Raw genomic sequence first — 19201 nt, forward strand, 5'->3', positions numbered from 1 at the left:
TTATTGATTAATTCGGCTATTCTAAAACAGCCGAATTAACGTTTTAAGATTTCTTATTTAAAATAAGAAAAAGTTTCATTGTTTTCAATTTTCAATAATGACTCATAAATAAGCTTAATCACATTTTCAACATCTTCTTTGTGAACCATTTCTACAGTCGTATGCATATAACGCAATGGCAGTGATATCAAAGCAGAAGCCACACCTCCATTACTGTAAGCAAAAGCATCTGTATCTGTTCCCGTAGCTCTGGAAGTAGCATGACGCTGAAAAGGTATATTTTTCTCCTCGGCAGTATCGACAATTAAGTCTCTTAAGTTGTTTTGAACTGCCGGAGCATATGCAATCACAGGACCTTTACCCATTTTAAGATCGCCTTCAACCTTTTTATCAATCATTGGTGTGGTTGTATCATGACAAACATCGGTTACAATAGCAACGTTTGGCTTGATTCGCTGCGAAATCATTTCGGCACCGCGAAGACCAATTTCTTCCTGAACTGAGTTTACAATATATAAACCAAACGGAAGTGTTTTATTATTTTCTTTCAGTAAACGAGCTACCTCAGCAATCATAAAACCACCCATTCTGTTGTCAATGGCACGACAGACGAATTTATTTTCGTTCAAAATCATAAATTCATCCGGATAAGTAATTACACAACCCACATGAACCCCCATTTCCAGAACTTGCTCTTTGGTCTCACATCCTAAATCAATAAAAATATTACTCAATTTTGGAATTTCCTCTTTATCACGCAAGCGGGTGTGAATAGCAGGCCATCCGAAAACACCTTTTACAATTCCTTTTTTGGTATGAATATTTACCCTTTTTGAAGGTGCAATCTGGTGATCAGAACCTCCATTTCTAATAACATATATCAAACCATCATCTGTGATATAATTTACATACCACGAAATTTCATCCGCATGACCTTCAATCACCACCTTAAATGGAGCGTCAGGATTTATAACTCCAACAGCAGTTCCGTACGTATCAGTAATAAAAGTATCTACATAAGGCTCCAGGTATTTCATCCAGATTTTTTGTCCTTCGCTCTCGTAACCTGTCGGCGAAGCGTTATTTAGGTAGCTTTCTAAAAAAGCAATTGACGTATCATTCAGTATAGATTTTGTACTCATAAAAATATTTTTTTGCTAAATTAAAAATTTGCATATTCAAGTAGGGATTTCAAGCGAGGAATTTTATAAAAAATAATCTAATATCTCTATAAATAAGCACACTATCTTTTCAAAGCAAAATGACCTTTAAAGATTCTACTGTCTTCAAGTTTGATTACATACCAATAATCATCTGCCGGCATTTGAGAACCTAAATAGTAACCATCCCAGCCCTGACTCAATGGATCAATTTGTTTTAATAATTTCCCATATCGATCAAAAATCTGGATAATTGATTTTCCATTTGAAGCTGCATTTACCCCTTCTATATTCCAGTAGTCATTATGATTATCATTATTGGGAGTAAAAAATGCCGGAATACCAAACACTGCAACTTCTTTGAGAACAGTCCCACAACCATTTTGGTCTTTAACATAAACTGTATGAATTCCAGAAGGAACATTGTAAAAGGTATTCCCAGCCTGATAATCCCCATTTTGATCATCCAAGACATATACATAATCCCCATTTCCTATAACTGAGACCGAGATGGTATTGGACTCACTAACAGTTGTGATTATATTTGATGCTATATCAGATGCAGAAACTTTTATTGTACGCGTTCTTATACATTGTGTTTGCTTGTTACTGACATCAACCTTGTAAACTCCCTCTTCATTTACAGTTAAACTGTAATTTTTCTCACCAGAAATAGGAATATCATTCCTAGACCACTGATAATTGTAATCGTTGATAGTACTCAAATCTAAAAGCCCTGCGTCTATCTGTTTTGTAAAAGTTGGCAAATTACTGCATACCAATTCTTCTCCAATCAACATAATATTAGGAGCAGGATTTACAACGAAAGCCAACGTGGAAATAGCACTACAACCGAGATTTTTAGGATTTACAATTTCTACCTTTATCTCTTGTGAATTAGTAATAAAAGGATTAGGAAGAGGACTTGACAACAAATTATTGTTGCTGTCATAATAATTAACAACCATTCCCGATTGATTACCTAACAGAGTAGTTTGAAAAGAAGAAGTATCAAAGGCATATTTTCCATCTTGCAAAATTGGATCCTCTTCATCATCACAAACAGTAGTTAAAGCGGGATCAATTGCAAAAACTTTTGGTAAATCATCAACCACAAATTTAATAGTTGAATTGTATGAACAAGCAGTAGGAGTATTGTTTTTAACAGTAACCTTTACAGTTTGTGAAGCAGTTACAAAAGGATTTGGTAATGGGCTTGGCAGTGGATTATTATTTTGATCCATATAAGAAACCGTTACATTACTTAATCCATTCAAAAGTTCTTGTTCTAAGCCTAATGTATTAAAAGCAAATAAACCATCGTGATTGTCGTCGCAATGAATCCTTTCAATTGCTTTTACTACCGGAATCGATTCAACCTTTAAGGTAATGTATCCTCCTAAGCCTAAACAATCATTATTAAGCCGACTATCCACTCGAATAAAGATCTGTTGCGAATGAGGTGAACTTGTATTTCTATAACCCGAAATATCTGAAATTGCATTTTTCTCAGCTAATGCATCTGATATGTTTTGGTAATAAGTGATATCTAAAAGCTGTCCTGACGGGAATATATTTTTAATATCATTTGTAACTGTGCTAAAATCAAATTCAGAAATTCCGTCTTTATTTGTCCCTAAAACTTCATCATCACATTGAGTAAATGTTTTAGAATACGTAGACGGGATTTGTGTGGTTGAAACAATCAGGTTCAACTGAGCGATTCGAAAGCAGTTATTAATATTGGCTATCCGAACATATACTTTATCCACACTAACAATCTGATTTGTATAAGCGCTATAATTTAAGATTGGATTGCTATTATTTTGTGCGTCAGGTAATGTCTTGTGAAAGGTAATGATTTCATTTGCTGAATTAGCTGTTATTTTATTTATTGCTTCTTCCAGATTAAAGATGCTAAATCCATCAATATTATCGTCACATTGTTTCAAATCAACAGCACCGGCAATTACAGGCAAAGAAAAAACTTTTAATTTAAAGGATGTTACTGCAGTACAGCTTACATTATCTTTATTGACTATTTTTACAAAAATAGTTTCATCACTGGTGGCGTTTTGATAAGTGTTTGGCTGGACAATACCCTGAGTTAATGCTGTATCCTTGTAATATGAAAGTATAAACTGAGAAGGCGATTGGCCATTTAAAATCGCTGTTGCTCTTTGGGTTAAATCAAAAATAACTTTTCCATCACTATCTGTCCCAATGCTGGTATTATCGCAACTAGTTAAGTCTGGAATATTTGAAGGTGAAGCGGGTTTTGGAGTATCGAAGACATCTATTGCAAAAGTCGTACTGTTTTTACAAGTTGAATTTGCTTTATTTGAAACTTCAGCAGTAATCACTTCCTGCTGATAAGCCAGATTGTTTGTATATTTTTCAGGTAAAGGTATTATGACGTTGTTTGCAAGATAGTTTACACTATACAAATTAGGATCTTGCCCATTTAAAATTGCTGAATTCTGGGCAGTTAAATCAAATGAATAGTAACCATCGTTATCGTTATCACAAATAAAAATATCCTGAGGTTTTGTGGCACTTGGTATTTCTGAAATGACAATATCTCTTGTATTTGTTCCTGTCCCCAACGCAGTTGCAGCTGTAACCGAAATAGTGTAAGTACCGGGTGCTGTGTAAGTATGTGATGGATTTATTTCGTTAGATCCATTACCATCTCCGAAATTCCAAATGGCAGTAGTTATGTTTAAATTAGTATTTAACTTTAGCGTTACCGGTTGATTTACACAGCTATTAGAAAGTTCAATAAATGGTGTAAAGAAAAAAGATTGATTAAACGACGGCAGACCCCCATTAGATATTTTTCCTCCCAAATCAATTCCCGCAATCTGAAGATCACACCCTGTTCCTATGACATTAGGATTATTTATTACTCCAATTTTATTCTGTGAATAAACTGCTAAATAAATTTTACCATCTGGTCCTAATTGCAAAGCCCCAGGATATTTTTCAGAATTGTATATTGTAATTTCAGAACCTCGTATATCTGCTGCTGTTAAATTATATTGATAGACTTTGCGAGCAAGAGCGTTAGTGACATACAAAACATTTTCTGTTGGCGAAAATTCAACCCCATACAATTCACCTCCTTCTGTACTTAGTGTAATAGGATTTGACAAAACACCTGTACCGATATTGAAATCAAACAATTGCGCTACGTCAGCAACACTGGTGAAAGCTAACTTAGATCCACTTGGAGAAATTTTAATAAAGGACGCTGCCTGAAAACCTACACCTTGTATAACAGCACCAATGCTAGTTGTTACAGGGCTTGCTGACAATCCTGAGGATGACAATTGATAAGCATAAAAAGTATTGTTTTCCCAGCCATGCGTAAGAATCCAAAAATCGCTACCATTCGCATGTTTTGTAACTCCTAAACTTTCTATTACCGGAGTACGAATAAGAATATTTTTATCTGATGTTATGGCTCCGTTTCCGTTATCTAAACTCAAATCAACAATTGAATATCGGAATCCATCCGGATCATGCTCATTATCTGTTGTGAAAATATAAAACAAGTTTAAAGAACCTGGTTTTTGTACTACAGTTGCAGATTGGGTACTGGATGAATGCCCCAAAAGACCACTGCCATTTGTCATAACCTGGTGCATTTTGTTCCACACTGTCACTCCATCTGTATAAAACAAAAGCTGACCTGCTGCATTAGATATTGTAGCACATCCCTCAAAAGTAGACATCTGTCCATCTGTTAAAGGAACCGGTACACCACTGTTAAAATCTAAGCCAGCATTTTTTCCAAAGTACCATATGTTTGCCTCTCTTTGAGCAACAGAAAATGAATAGTATAAAATAAAGAATAGTCCAAATATCTTATTTCGCATGTTACTTTTATTCAAATTAGACATTTCATTTATCTCAAAAAATAAATTAAAATAAGATTATTAAATTTACTAATTGAAAAATGAAACGCATTCCTAATAATTTAGCGAATGCGTTTTTTAATATAAATTGATTATGAATATTATTTGCAGTAATAACTTCAGTTCAAATTAAAAAGAAAATATTTATTTAGTTTTTATTTTTAAATCAAATTCTTTTGAAAGTTTTTCATTTGTTACTAGTCGCCATCCCGATCTCAATTTTTCTTCCGCTTCTTTACCAACATAAAAATCTTCAATTTTGGTAAAACTCTTTTTAACTTTGGATGAAAATTCTTTAAATACAGTTTCTGAAAAATTATTTAAAAAAGATGTTCCACAAGTTCCAGCAATTAATACTTCATTTTCATAAATCCCACCAAACTGGAAACAAATGCTGGACTGATTTTCTAAGGCATCAATAGCATATTTTACTCCACCTTTTCTTTGTGGAATTTCACGTACAATTAAAGTAGTGCTTTTAGATAACATTATTAACCTTAAATCCTTATTCCAATCACCATATTTAGAAATTCCAAAATTTGGAATTTCTGATACAGAATTATAGCAAGTAGAGTTTTTTTTATCAAATAATCCCATTTCATAATATTTAACGTCTAATGCTTCTTCTAATGCTTTTACAATTTCTATTATATCATTAGCAGTTGCAAAAAATAAAATTTGTTTACTTTTCATTTTTTATCTTTTAGGATAGTTTTCTTCAAATTCATCTTTGTACAATATTGCAAAATAAACATTATTCATCTGCTTTATTTATATGAGCTACTTCAAACCCTAACCCATTCAATTTTTCTTCATCTATCATTTTATGGAACTTTGGTGAACCAATTTAATCTGATTCAGACTGCAACCACTATTTCTCACACCTTTTTTTATTACAGTCCGTATACATAAAACCAATCGCAAGAGATTATATTTCTTCCAATTTTTCTGAAAATAATATTTTTACTGGCAAGTATTCAACATCTTTTGCTCCTTTAATAATAATACAATTTTCCTTTTGTTCAATCTTTTTAAACATAATAAAGAAAAATTCCATACCATTTGGAGCGTTACCAATAAATTTCTTGAATATAATTTTTCCTTTGTCTTCTAAAGTAAAGTTTGCCTGCATTTCATGCTCAAAGAAATTAACCCATAAAGATGCTTTATAAGTTGTATTGAACAAAATTACATCAACTTCTATCATTCTATAGTCGGCATTTAATTCAATTTTTATTCCTTTATGATAGGCGTGCTCACAAGACAACAATAAACTTTCATTTTTCAACTCTTTGCTTGCAAACTGCAACATTTCATAAGCTTTTTCCCAAACAAATATTTTTTGATCATGATAGCTTAATGTTGCAAAAAAATTTAAATCAACTACTTTTTTATAAGTCAATTGCCCCCCATAATAATGAAGATAATAATCACGGTTATACGCCTTTATTAGTTGTTCCGGATTGTTATAAAACTCAATATTTAGAAATTTAATTTTCTTTCCATTATAGGTTTCGTTTAAGATCCTGTTTAGCAAACTACCTAAAAAGTAAAATTTATGATTTAAAAACTCTATATCTTGATCACTATTAAACCAAAACATTGTTCTTTCTATTATTGTACTCATATAGCTATTTATTTTATTTATGGCTTGGTATGTCTAAGCCCTGTTGTAAAATCTCTTGGATATGGATATACCATACCTCTAATATTCCAAACCCCTGTGGAATTATAATGCAAACTACGCATATATGCTTCATTAATATGTGCCTGATATTTTGGAATTATGTCTGAAAATTTAGCTGTAGCATTTTCCCCCGCCATTTTTAGGGATTGATTCATCCTAACAAAGTCAGCATCACTAACACCAAATTTATATAATTTACCTTCACCATCAAATATTGTATAATTTCTACTTGGAGCCATAGAAGAGAAGAAGTTGTAAATTCAATCGGTTCTGTAGTTCCTGTAATAGTATAATCTCCAGTTCTAATTTCTGCTTTGGCTCCCTCTGTTAAACCTGCAGATTGAATAGAGATAGTAAGTAGTTGTACTTTTGAAGTAGGATCAACGCCTGTCCAAAAAGTTTTACCGTTAACCAAAGCAGAAATGAAAATAAAAATTCTTCCATTAATGTTCTAATTCCTTTATCTGTAGTTGTGAATTTTAAATTACAACATATTCAACCCACTTATTAATTCAACTTTAAAAAGAATACAATTAACAATTTTTAATTATTAGCCAAGTGAATCAACATGAGCAACTTCAAAATCAAAACCAGTTAATTTTTCATCATCTATCATTTTTTTGAACTCTGATGAACAAAAATAAACTGATTCTGGTTGTAACAATCCTCTTCTCACACCTACTTTCTCTGTACTAGCAAGGAAATCATCTGACATAATTGACGCGTTGTCCAAAACATATACTTCAGACAATAGATTTAATCCTATTAAATGTCCTTTTGGGCATTTATAAATCTCTGGTTTTAGATTAATCTCGTGTCCAGAAATATTATAATTTCCACCAACCCTTTAAATTTTCGCCTTAGACTGAACTCTTATTATTTAATGGCAACATTTTTGTACTACAAAAAACAGCTATCCAGAAAAATAGAGTTCAACTTATAAGATATTATTTTGTATAATTGATACTATATTTGTTGGCTTTTAAAATTCATTACTTGCACATTATTAGTGAGTAAAAAAAGTGAGTAGATTTTTAAAAAACAAAACAACACACTTAAAATCAAATAATTATTTAAATTATTTTCTAAATTAAAAATTTGGTATTACAGTTGTGTATATAATGTATAATTTTACACTTAAATATATATTCGATGAGATTTACCACCTGCATTTTATGTTTTCTTTTAATTTCTTTTGCTGCCAAAGCACAAATTACACCAAAAGAAAGTGAAATGGGCTACACGCTCACTGAAAATGATTCAATTCTGAATGATACAATTGAATTAGCGGAAATTGTTATTTCAAAAGGAGAACTGGATCCTGAAGCTAAAAAACAGTTTCTGATTCTTCAGAACAGGGTTTACAAAGTTTATCCTTATGCAAAACTGGCGGCAGACCGGTTAACGGCTTTAAACAACGGAATGGCGCGTTTAAAAACCAGCCGGGAAAAGAAAAAATATTTCAAAATAGTTGAAGATTATCTCAATAATGAGTTCGAAGCAAGATTAAAAAAACTTTCCCGAAAACAAGGACAAATTTTAGTAAAACTTATCCATCGACAGACTGGAATAACAACATACGAATTAGTAAAAACTTTAAAAAGCGGTTTCAAGGCATTTGTATCAAATGCTACTGCGAATATGTTTGACATTAGTTTAAAACGGGAATACAAACCTTTTGAAGTCAACGAAGATTATCTGATAGAAACCATTCTGGTCCGGGCATTTGAATCCGGCAGATTGGGCTATCAAAAACCTGCAAATCCAGTTGATTATAGTAAACTTGAAACATTTTGGGAACAAAAAGCTGCTGAGCTTAATAAGAAATAATTGCTTTTTAAAACACGAAACCCCGACAGGATTTTAAAATTCTGTCGGGGTTTGTTTCTATCTTCTGGATTTGAAATACTCTTCAAAAGAACTACAGCTTGACATTAAGATTTCATAGTCATCCGCATAGTTTGATTTTAAATCCTGATAGTACTTGTTTTTACTCAAAAGAAAATCATCATAATTCTCAATTGTGTTATCATAATTATTTGGATTCAGATATTCGAGCTTATTCTTTTCGCAACGTCCAATCATCCTTAAACATAATGCTTTAAACTCATCTGTCTTTGCATTTTTTAATGCCAGAAGATAATATTTTTGCGCCAGGTTGCTTTCATAAAATTCCCTTTCATCTTCAAAAGGAGCATCGTCTGTGTAATGATGCCAATAGTAGCGGCGCATCATCCATGAATTCCCATTTTGTGTCATATTGTAATAAGCATTCGCTACGAGGAAATAGTAATAATCTTTATTTTCTTCCTTTGGATCAGCTGCTTTTTTAAGATACAAAATCAGGTGTTCTGTAATACTTCTTTTGTTTAATTTAAAAATTTTGTCCTGCCTGATAAACCCGGGAGTGTATTTAAGCACAAAAAACGGATTTGCGTCAAACATATCTACAACCTCACAATTTGGTTTTTCCCACAGACAGTCAGAATAGTTCGCTAATTTATCTTTATCAAGTTTACCAAAATATTCAGCAGCAAGTTCTAAATTATTCTGTCGAATATACTTGGTTCCAATCAGATCGTACAATCTTGGAATTTCATTTTTAATGTAACTTTGTTTCCATTTAGAAAATGAATCTAAACTGTTATTTTGATCTTCAAATTGCGCAACTATTTCCTGTACATCTTCAGGGGAATAAATCACATCGACATAATCAAAGTAATCTGTGTAAAAATCTCTATAGGAGCTTTTTTTATTTTTTAAAGTTTTCCAAACTGCTGTACTTAAATCATAAGTCCCAGCATATTCTGTATTATCATGATTAAGCTTCGAATACAAAAAAGCGGCATCAGTCCTATTCTTTTTATATTCTAATTCCCTTCCAATAGCAAATAAAAACTTTTTATTTTTTTGATTTTTAAGAAGAATTGGTTTCACTTCTTCCAAAATCACGGCTTTTCCGCTTTCCTGATTTGCAGTTAATGCCAATGCTTTTATAATCTGTATCTGATCATAAATTGCATTTTTCTCAGAAATATTTTTTTCTACAGCAGCAATTTCATTTAAGCAACTTTGATTGTTTTGGGTTACAAATGACAGATAGGCCTTGCCTATTCTCCATAAAATCGGATCCTTACTCTTTTTAAGTTTTATATTATTTACAAACTGTAATACTTTGCCGGCATAAACTCTGTCATTTTCCACACGATTTAAAATATCTTGTATGGAATTATCTTTATCTTCTTCTGTCCAATAACTATATTTTGACACCGATGGATTAAATAAAGAATAATAAGGTGTAAAAACCCAGTCCTCAATTTTATTGATTTCCCTTAATAGCAAAAAAGATAAGCCTTCAAATTTTGGATTGTATTTATATACCTGCTCTAAACAAAATAATGCCTGGTCACTTTTTTTAATTCCCGCCAAAAAATAAACATTGGCTCTTTCTTCATTTGTCTTAGCAAATTTTAAAACTTTATCCAGAGAAATTTTAGAATCAAACTGCTGCGCAATCATAAAACGTTTATCCGGCGCATTTACAAAAACCTGAGCTGCATAAAAATTAGACAAAGCTTTATCCTTTTCTGCAAATGTTCTAAAATAAAGGCTCCAATAATATAGGATATCTTTTTTCTGAGATTTAAAAACCGTATCGAACAAGGATTTAATTTTCTCGAAATCATTATTATAATAAGCCAGTCTTATTGCCAAAAAGGTATATCGCAACTTAAGCTGCTTATTCTTTATTTTATTAGAAATAAAAACACCTTTATCAATTAGTTCTTTTCTTTGCGGCATAGAAGCGCCTTCTTTTCTTTCCCACGGATCTTCATACATCCCATTAAAAAGCTCGCAGGTTTTAGCAAATTTTAAATAATTTACAGCCGCAATATCTTTAGTTTTATAAAAATATTGAAGCATTCATTCGAAGATTTTTCATTAATATCTTCTTCATTAAAGCTATATAGAACATTTCTTATTGCATCAACTGAAACTTTATTGTGGCAATATTTCATCCAAAGGTTTTCATTTTCTTCAACTGAACCTTCTTGATAAACCCCATCTGGATTTGGATAAAATGTATTAGAAGAATAATTAAATTCGGAATAAGAATAGTAATTAAAATTTGCAGGGTTTAAAAAAGAGTATCTGATATCTTCTCCAAACGGATAAAAACCGCAGGCAAAAATGCTGTTACTTACTAAAGTTGCTATAAAAAGCAGAAAGTTCTTCATTGTTGTAATTACTTAATTGTTTTTCGTCTAAATGAAATAAGGTAATTGTAGTATTCGCATCAAAATCGACATTTTTTTTGATCACTTCGATTGCTTCATTAATTTTTGCTGAAGTTAAATTTTCATATTTAATCTTGTCTCCAATTCTTAAGTAAAAGTCATCCACTACAGTATCTTTTGTAACTTCATACCACAAAGGCTTTATCTCTTTTAAAGATTTTAAAATCTCTTTCTGCCCATCATAAATTACTTTATAAAAGTGATCATTTTGATACACCTGCATCCAGGAATAAGTGGGCAGTGCAATATCTAGATGCAATGGGTATTTTCTTTTTTTATTGAGATACAGCTTTAATTCTTCAATATCTAAAATGGAGTTTTTAGAATGATTCTCTAAAGGATTGATTAAATTATAGCACATTAAAGTAGCCTTGTCAACCGGCGGAACACCCATTTTTTCAGGATATTTATACGGATAAAGCCGTAATGTGCAGCTGATTTCTTTTTTCGAAATGGCTTTAAGTTTCTTCAAAAAATAAAAATAGTTATCTTTTGTCGTCAAAGTCCAGTCACAATCCATTTGAAATTCTTTTACAGGATTGGTTCTTTCAAATTTATCTTTGGCATATTTCGTAATCAAAAAATTAATGTTATTTGCGAGTGTATCCAGCCTTGCTTTATTCGTATTTTTAAAAACTTCGTTTTTTATATATACAGTTGGAACTATAATAAAATCTTCCTTTTGATAAAAACGCAGAGAGGATTTGGAAACAGGAAAATCCCCATAAGCTTCATTATGATCAATTTCGAAAAACTTAATATAAAGTTTCCTGACTTTTAAATTGTTTAGAACCTCCCTTTCTTTCGGATCCAAGTCCCAACTATCACTTTTCCAATAATAAATAGATTTTTCAACATTCTCAATTTTATTCGAGCAAGATAAAAAGAGACAAAAAATAAAGACAAAAAAGAGGATTTTTTTCATTAGAAAAATAAAATTTAGAAAGTGTAAAATCGTACTAAATTTATATCATTTTAAAATACAAAATCATAAAAGCCGAATATATTTTTTGAATAAAAACTAGTCATTTATTCAAAAATAAAACCCGACAAATTTTAAAAATCTGTCGGGTTTTGTATTTAAAAACTAAGTTTGGATGTTACTTCAAACCAGCCAAACTCTGCTCGATTGTAGCAATTTTTGCTAATGCATCGGCTTGTTTTTGTTTTTCCAAATTAAGGACTTTCTCCGGAGCTCCGTTTACGAATTTCTCGTTAGAAAGTTTTGCTTCTACAGATTTCAGGAATCCTTTTGTGTAATTCAATTCTTCTGTCAGTTTTGCGATTTCAGCTTCAACGTCGATGTTTCCTGTAATCGGAATGAAATATTCATTTGATTTTACACGGAAAGACAATGCGCCATCTACTTTTTCAGAAACATATTCGAAAGCCGAAACGTTTCCTAATTTCGTTATGATTGAATCGAAATAAGTAGAAACATTTTCGCTGTTGATTCCTTTTAATTCGATTGCATCCTTAAACGGAATATTTTTGTCTTTACGAATCGTTCTGATTCCGGAAATCACTTCTATTGAATTTTCAAAATCAGCAATTAATTTTGCATCAAATGGTTTCACTTCCGGCCAGGTTGAAACAATTAAAGCTTCTTCCGGAGTTCTTTCAGCAATTAATTGCCAGATTTCCTCTGTGAGGAAAGGCATGAACGGATGCAATAACTTCAAATTGTTTTCTAACATTTCGATTGCTTTCGCGAAAGTTACGCTGTCAATTGGCTGCTGATATGCTGGTTTGATCATTTCTAAGAACCAGGAACAGAAATCATCCCAAACTAATTTATAGATTGCCATAAGAGAATCTGAAATTCTGTATTTCTCGAAATTATCTTCAATATCAACTAAAGTCTGTTGTAATTTAGCTTCATACCATTCGATTGCCACTTTTGATGACTCCGGCTGCTGAATAGTTTCTGAAACTTCCCATCCTTTAATCAACTTGAAGGCATTCCAGATTTTGTTTGAAAATGCTTTTCCCTGACTGCATAATTCTTCGTCAAACATAATGTCGTTTCCTGCAGAAGCACTTAAAAGCAATCCTACACGAACTCCATCTGCACCAAATTTATCGATCAAATCTAAAGGATCAGGCGAATTCCCTAATGATTTAGACATTTTACGGCGTTGTTTATCACGAACTAATCCCGTTAAATATACATTTGTAAATGGTTTTTCGCCTGCATATTCATAACCTGCAATGATCATTCTGGCAACCCAGAAAAATAAAATATCCGGACCAGTTACTAAATCATTTGTTGGATAATAATATTTATAATCTGCACTTTCAGGATCCATTATACCACCGAAAACTGACATTGGCCATAACCAGGAAGAAAACCATGTATCTAACGCGTCAACATCTTGTTTTAAGTCATATGTTGTAAGTGAGTTGTTAGATGTTCTTTCTTTTGCTAACGCTAATGCATCTTCGATATTTTCTGCCACTACGAAATCTTCTTTTCCGTCTCCGTAATAGTACGCCGGAATTTGTTGTCCCCACCATAACTGACGGGAAATATTCCAGTCGCGAATATTGTTTAACCAGTGTGCATACGTATTTTCGAAACGTTTTGGATGTAATTTAATATCTCCTGTTTCTAAAACCGATTTGATCGCTGGTTTTACTAATTCTTCCATTTTCAGGAACCATTGATCTGATAATCTTGGCTCGATTACCGCTTTTGTTCTTTCAGAAGTTCCTACTTTATTTAAATGGATTTCGGTTTTTGCTAAAGCGCCAGTTTCTTCTAATTCTTTTGCAATTTCAGTACGTACTACAAAACGGTCTTTTCCCTGATAATGCAATCCGAAGCTATTTAAAGTCGCATCTTCATTAAAAATATCAACGATTTCCAGGTTATGTTTTTCACCTAACGTTTTATCGTTCATATCATGTGCAGGCGTCACTTTCAAACATCCTGTTCCGAATTCAACATCTACATATTCGTCTTCGATAATTGGAATCACTCTGCCACAAATTGGAACGATCGCTTTTTTACCTTTTAAATGTGTAAAACGCTCATCGTTCGGGTTGATACAGATAGCCGTATCTCCGAAGATAGTTTCAGGACGTGTTGTAGCAATAGTTAAGAAATCTTCCGAATCTTCTATTTTATATTTTAAGAAAAATAATTTCCCTTGCTGTTCTTCGTAAATAACTTCTTCGTCAGATAAAGTCGTTTTGGCTTCCGGATCCCAGTTTACCATTCGGTATCCTCTGTAAATTAATCCTTTGTTGTATAAATCAACAAATGATTTAATTACAGATGCAGACATATCCGGATCCATTGTAAATTTAGTACGTTCCCAATCACAAGAAGCTCCTAATTTCTTAAGTTGTTCTAAGATTGTTCCGCCGTATTTATCTGTCCATTCCCAAGCGTGTTTTAGGAATTCTTCGCGAGTCAAATCGTTTTTATTGATTCCTTCTGCTTTTAATTTTGCTACCACTTTTGCTTCAGTAGCAATAGAAGCGTGATCTGTTCCCGGAACCCAACAAGCGTTGAATCCTTTAAGACGAGCTCGACGAATTAAAACATCCTGAATCGTATTATTCAACATATGTCCCATGTGAAGGACTCCAGTGACGTTTGGCGGTGGGATTACAATGGTGTACGGCGTTCTATGATCTGGTTCTGAATGAAAATAGTTGTTTTTCATCCAGTAATCATACCATTTACTCTCAATCGTCTTAGCGTCAAATTGTGCTGGAATTGTCATTTAAATAGGTTTAATGTTTACTTTTTTTGTTGATTCGTTTAATCGTTAATTCCTTTAATCGTTTTTTTGAAAATCTATCTTTCAAGATCGATTAAACGATTTAACAGTTAAACAAATAAACGAAAGTTTGGTTTAATTTTTGTACTTATAACTGACAGCAAAAGTAAATAATTAAGTACACTATAAAAAACGAATTAATAATTTGTGTATTAATTAAAAGAAAGTATATTTACTCCTATCTTAAAAACAATTTCAAAATGAAAAATGTTATTAAATTTATTGTAATCGTACTGTTTAGCGTAACGGGTTATTCTCAAAACGGTCCTAAAATTGAGTTTTCAGCTCCGGACAATACTATTGATTACGGAAAAATTTCTAAGGGCGATAATGCAGTTCGTTCATTTGAATTCACCAATACCGGAAATGCACCGTTATTAATTATTGATGCTCAATCTACATTGAGTTCAATTGTTGTTACAAAACCATCTGGTGCAATTCAGCCAGGAAAAAAAGGAAAAATTGATGTAAAATATAACATGGCTACAGGACCAATCCGTAAAACGATTACAGTTGAAACTAATGCCGTTAATTATCCTGATGGAAGGGTTGCCTTAAAAATCAAAGGTGAAGTTTTATAAAAATAATTTAAAGAAAATAGCAAAGCCGTTTCATTAGTTTGAAACGGCTTTTATTTTTACATGTAAGAAAATCATCTTACTTTTTACTTACTGAACATTTTACTTACCAACGCAGTTAACACTATCAAACTTATATTTTACACGTTCAAAGTCAATCGGTTTGTCTTTAACCAGATAGGTTACGCCCATTGTAGTCTGCATGGTTCCGTTTCCTAAAATAAGCTGTTTGTCTTTTTTTAAAAATGCCATTGGATTTTTGAACGTTTTTTTATTTGTTCCTTCTGTAAAAGTATAATCTGCAAACAAGGTATCTCCATGAAATTCCCCTTTAATTTCGCCAATTCTTTCTGCGGCGTCCGAAACTTTCATTGACATGTTTCCGCTTATTTTGCCGTTTTTTAAAGTATTCAATTTTAAATCAATAGTATCGTCTTCATAAACTGCTTTATAACATTGTATATTTACCACTTTTTCAGCTTCAGCATTCATTGCTTCCGCTTCTTTTTGTTTTTCCTCATTTTTACAACTTTGCAGTCCGTATAAAGACAAAATCAGACAGGATAAAACTAGCTTTTTCATAAATTGATATTTTTAATTTCATGGTTATCCCATAAAATTAATAAAAAAGAAGCCAATGAAAAGGCTTTTTAGTTAATTTATTCTTTAAAAATCTATAAATTTTTAATCACAAATTCAGACCTTCTGTTCAATTCATGTTCTTCTTCTGAACAACCATCATCTGTTTTACATTTTATAATTGGAACAGATTCTCCATAACCTTTGGCAGTTATCCTTTTAGCATCGATACCTGATTGTATGATGAATTCTCTGGTAGAAGTCGCTCGCTTTTGAGATAAATCTTCATTGAATTTAGCATTTCCTCTCGAATCGGTATGTGATCCAATTTCGATAACCATTCCGGGATATTTCTTCATTAGCTCTACTACTCTTCCTAAGACTACTTTTGATTCTTTTCTTATATACCACATATTGTAATCAAAATAAATAGGGTCTGTTTTAATGATAAGTCTGTCTTTATCCCTGACAACATCTTTTTCCTGAGCTAAAATCTGATTGACTTTTTCTTTTTTCTTAACTTCATCTGCGACAATTTTGTCAGCTTTGGCTTTCTTTTCTCCCTCTTTTAAAGCGATTATTGCAAGAGCTTCTTTTTTCTTATTTTCTTCTTCTATAATAAGTTCCTGTTTCCTTTTATTTTCTGCAATCTGCTTTTCTTCCTGCTTTATAATCTCCAACGATTTTAATGTCATTGAAGCATCGTTATTCGCTTTTCTGTTCTTGCCTGAAGCCAACGATTTTGAATTGCTGGTATAATTTTCTTTAGAAGCTAACACCGTATAAGAAGCTTCACACGGTACAGTAAAACTAAATTTTCCGTCAACAGTTGTTTTAACTAAATTCAGCTGTTTTTTATCGGCATCCTGAAGTTCTACAATTGCATTTTCTAACGCTAATTTTGTGTCAGCATCTGTTATGATTCCGGTAATAAACTGTTTACAGTCTTCAACCACCAGATCCTTAATTTCTTTCAACTGATAAATATCATCGCTTCCTTTTCCTCCTTTTCTGTTTGAGGCAAAAAAACCTTCTTTTGTATCCGAATCAAAGTAAAATGAAAAATCATCTAAATTGGAATTAACAGGCGAACCAACATTTACCGGGTTTCCATATTCTTTTCCTTTAATTTCAGAAACAAAAATATCGAGAGATCCATATCCTAAATGTCCGTCAGATGAAAAATAAAGTTTATTGTCCTTGGACACAGAAGGAAATTGTTCTCTTTTGTCTGTATTGATAATTGGGCCTAAATTTTTTGGCGTATCAAAAGCCCCCTGGTTTATATTTACTGAATAAATATCAAAAGAGCCTAATGTTCCAGGCATATCTGAAGCAAAATACAATACTTTTTCATCCGCACTTAATGCCGGATGTTCTACAGAATAATTGTCACTATTAAAAGGAAGTGAAACAATATTGGTCCATTTTCCGTTAACCAATTCAGCTTTAAAAATCTGGAGATTTGAAATTTTTTCGTCATTTTTTCTTTTGCTGCCGTTTTTAGAATTATTACGGGTAAAATAAATTGTTTTGCCATCTTTTGTAAAAACAGCATTTGACTCATGCATTCCGGTTTTTAATTCATTCGAAAAATAATGCGTAATCTGATTGTCAGAGTTTATATTTTTGATTGGAACAGCAACCAAATTCAAGTAAGTCGCATTATCCCATTTGTACTTTTTATCAAACAATCCAGGTTTTAGTTTTACTCCTGCAAAAACCAGGCTGTCGTTGTATTTTACAGCTCCAAACTCTGAATTTGGGGTATTGATGGCTAAATTTTTAATTTCAAAACGGTTCCCAATCGCAGCAACATTTTCTAATGTTTTAATCTCTTTTTCAAAATTCGATACATCTTTAGTATTGGCAGATTTTGAGTAATATGCTTTTAAGGCTTCTGTTGCTTCTTCCAGATTCTCTGTCGCTTTCAGGGTTTGGGCATATTTGAAATAGTAATTTCTGTCTAAATCTTTATCGTAGTTTTTAATCAAAAGTCTGTAATAACGCTGCGCTTTTATTAAATCATTCGTATAATAATAGGAATCAGCAAGGTTTTTAATTACTTCCTGTGAAGGTTTTTCTTCAGCTAATTTCTCATATAAAACAATAGCTTCAGCATAGTATGTTCTGTCAAAAAAACGCCTGGCCCTAGTCAAATCCTGATCCTGAGCATTAATAAACTGCATAGAAAATACGAATATAATAACGAGTAGTTTGTTCCTATTTTTCATTTTAAAAGAATCTTGGTGATTTATCATATCCTTTTCCTAATAAATCTAAATCAAAAAGCAACATGATTTCGTGAGTTCCCGAATTAAACTGTCCTAAATTTGATGTCGTATAATCATAAGCATATCCAATTCTCAGAGATGGTGTAACGTGTATATTCATCAAAGCACTTACGGCGTCATTTACTCTGTAGGCGGCACCCAGTTCAAACTTTTCATTATATAAAACATTGGCTGTAATATCAACTGAAACAGGTGCTCCGAAAACAAACCTTGACATAAATGCCGGTTTTAATTTGAAAGCATCACTAATCTGAAAAACATATCCTGCGGTTAAAAAAGTATGGATTTCTTCAGACCCGAAAGCGTTTATTCCTGATTTTTCTTCAATGTGTTTTGAACTTAATAAATTCGGAACAGACAATCCTATATAATATTTATCTGTAAAATAATAAGCCCCTGCTCCTATATTGGGTTTTGTCAAATTAATATTTTCTGAGAAAGCCAAATCTGTTGCAGGATCCGTAAAACGAAATCCGTTAAAATTGGTTTGTAAAGAAGTAAAACCTGCTTTTAATCCTAAAGAAAGTTTGTTTTTACCATTTAATTGAAGAACATAAGCAAAATCAGCATAGAAATTATTTTCTTTTTTTGCGCCATCCCCAATATCATCTGAAATTAATGAAGCACCAACTTCAATCTTTTCACTTAAAGCGGTATGACCAAAAAAGGTAAATGTTTTTGGTGCACCTACTGCTCCAACCCATTGTGTTCTGTATAAACCTCCTAAGTTCATCATAGCAGCCGTGCCTGTTGCATAAGCAGGATTTACCACACTCATATTATACATATAATGTGTGTATTCTGGATCTTGCTGGGCAGATGATAATGTAACATAAAAAAGGAAACTTATAAAAAGTATTATTTTTTTCATTGAGATGATATTAAGTAAATGAA

The 19201-nt window shown here is 32.2% G+C and carries 15 protein-coding genes; 2 read left to right on the top strand and 13 right to left on the bottom strand.

Annotated features, from left to right (window positions below; all coding sequences use genetic code 11):
• Positions 1-53 precede the first annotated feature (53 nt).
• From K8B81_RS08940 to K8B81_RS08965, 6 genes are all read right to left on the bottom strand, one after another.
• Complete coding sequence (locus K8B81_RS08940) at positions 54-1142, bottom strand: M42 family metallopeptidase (protein WP_223681001.1); 1089 nt, start codon at positions 1140-1142, stop codon at positions 54-56.
• A gap of 101 nt (positions 1143-1243) precedes the next feature.
• Positions 1244-5041, bottom strand: a complete 3798-nt coding sequence (locus K8B81_RS08945) for a T9SS type B sorting domain-containing protein (protein WP_223681003.1) — start codon at positions 5039-5041, stop codon at positions 1244-1246.
• A gap of 183 nt (positions 5042-5224) precedes the next feature.
• Entirely contained in the window at positions 5225-5773 is a 549-nt protein-coding gene (locus K8B81_RS08950) for a hypothetical protein (protein WP_223681005.1), read from the bottom strand.
• A gap of 235 nt (positions 5774-6008) precedes the next feature.
• Complete coding sequence (locus tag K8B81_RS08955; RefSeq protein WP_223681007.1) at positions 6009-6707, bottom strand: hypothetical protein; 699 nt, start codon at positions 6705-6707, stop codon at positions 6009-6011.
• 17 nt (positions 6708-6724) lie between these two features.
• Positions 6725-7006, bottom strand: coding sequence for a hypothetical protein (locus K8B81_RS08960; protein WP_223681008.1), 282 nt, complete (start codon positions 7004-7006; stop codon positions 6725-6727).
• Between the two features lie 311 nt (positions 7007-7317).
• The gene (locus K8B81_RS08965) at positions 7318-7482 is read right to left on the bottom strand and encodes a PDDEXK family nuclease (RefSeq protein WP_223681010.1); all 165 of its coding nucleotides are present in this window, start codon (positions 7480-7482) and stop codon (positions 7318-7320) included.
• Positions 7483-7919: 437 nt separating this feature from the next.
• On the opposite strand from K8B81_RS08965, the gene K8B81_RS08970 reads away from it, so the two are divergent.
• A complete protein-coding gene (locus K8B81_RS08970; protein WP_223681012.1) occupies positions 7920-8597 on the top strand; it encodes a DUF4294 domain-containing protein in 678 nt (225 codons plus the stop codon).
• A gap of 57 nt (positions 8598-8654) precedes the next feature.
• Here K8B81_RS08970 and K8B81_RS08975 read toward each other — a convergent pair whose 3' ends face one another.
• From K8B81_RS08975 to K8B81_RS08990, 4 genes are all read right to left on the bottom strand, one after another.
• A complete protein-coding gene (locus K8B81_RS08975) occupies positions 8655-10691 on the bottom strand; it encodes a hypothetical protein (protein ID WP_223681014.1) in 2037 nt (678 codons plus the stop codon).
• Positions 10649-11005, bottom strand: coding sequence for a hypothetical protein (locus tag K8B81_RS08980; RefSeq protein WP_223681016.1), 357 nt, complete (start codon positions 11003-11005; stop codon positions 10649-10651). The genes K8B81_RS08975 and K8B81_RS08980 overlap by 43 nt, the downstream gene beginning before the upstream one ends.
• Positions 10965-11990, bottom strand: coding sequence for a hypothetical protein (locus K8B81_RS08985; RefSeq protein WP_223681018.1), 1026 nt, complete (start codon positions 11988-11990; stop codon positions 10965-10967). Before K8B81_RS08985 ends, K8B81_RS08980 begins: the two co-directional genes overlap by 41 nt.
• Before the next feature lie 175 nt (positions 11991-12165).
• The gene (locus K8B81_RS08990; RefSeq protein ID WP_223681019.1) at positions 12166-14799 is read right to left on the bottom strand and encodes a valine--tRNA ligase; all 2634 of its coding nucleotides are present in this window, start codon (positions 14797-14799) and stop codon (positions 12166-12168) included.
• A 257-nt stretch (positions 14800-15056) separates the two neighbouring features.
• On the opposite strand from K8B81_RS08990, the gene K8B81_RS08995 reads away from it, so the two are divergent.
• Positions 15057-15437, top strand: a complete 381-nt coding sequence (locus K8B81_RS08995; protein ID WP_223681021.1) for a DUF1573 domain-containing protein — start codon at positions 15057-15059, stop codon at positions 15435-15437.
• Between the two features lie 99 nt (positions 15438-15536).
• On the opposite strand, the gene K8B81_RS09000 is transcribed toward K8B81_RS08995, so the two are convergent.
• The 3 genes from K8B81_RS09000 to K8B81_RS09010 all read right to left on the bottom strand — a co-directional run bounded on the left by K8B81_RS09000 (position 15537) and on the right by K8B81_RS09010 (position 19178).
• A complete protein-coding gene (locus K8B81_RS09000; RefSeq protein ID WP_223681023.1) occupies positions 15537-16016 on the bottom strand; it encodes a hypothetical protein in 480 nt (159 codons plus the stop codon).
• Positions 16017-16108: 92 nt separating this feature from the next.
• Positions 16109-18247, bottom strand: coding sequence for an OmpA family protein (locus tag K8B81_RS09005; protein WP_223681025.1), 2139 nt, complete (start codon positions 18245-18247; stop codon positions 16109-16111).
• 1 nt (position 18248) lies between these two features.
• Positions 18249-19178 (bottom strand): PorP/SprF family type IX secretion system membrane protein, encoded by a 930-nt coding sequence (locus tag K8B81_RS09010; protein WP_223681027.1) that lies wholly within the window; start codon positions 19176-19178, stop codon positions 18249-18251.
• Positions 19179-19201 lie beyond the last annotated feature (23 nt).

The organism is Flavobacterium hibisci, assembly GCF_020026925.1.
Taxonomy (GTDB): Bacteria; Bacteroidota; Bacteroidia; order Flavobacteriales; family Flavobacteriaceae; genus Flavobacterium; species Flavobacterium hibisci.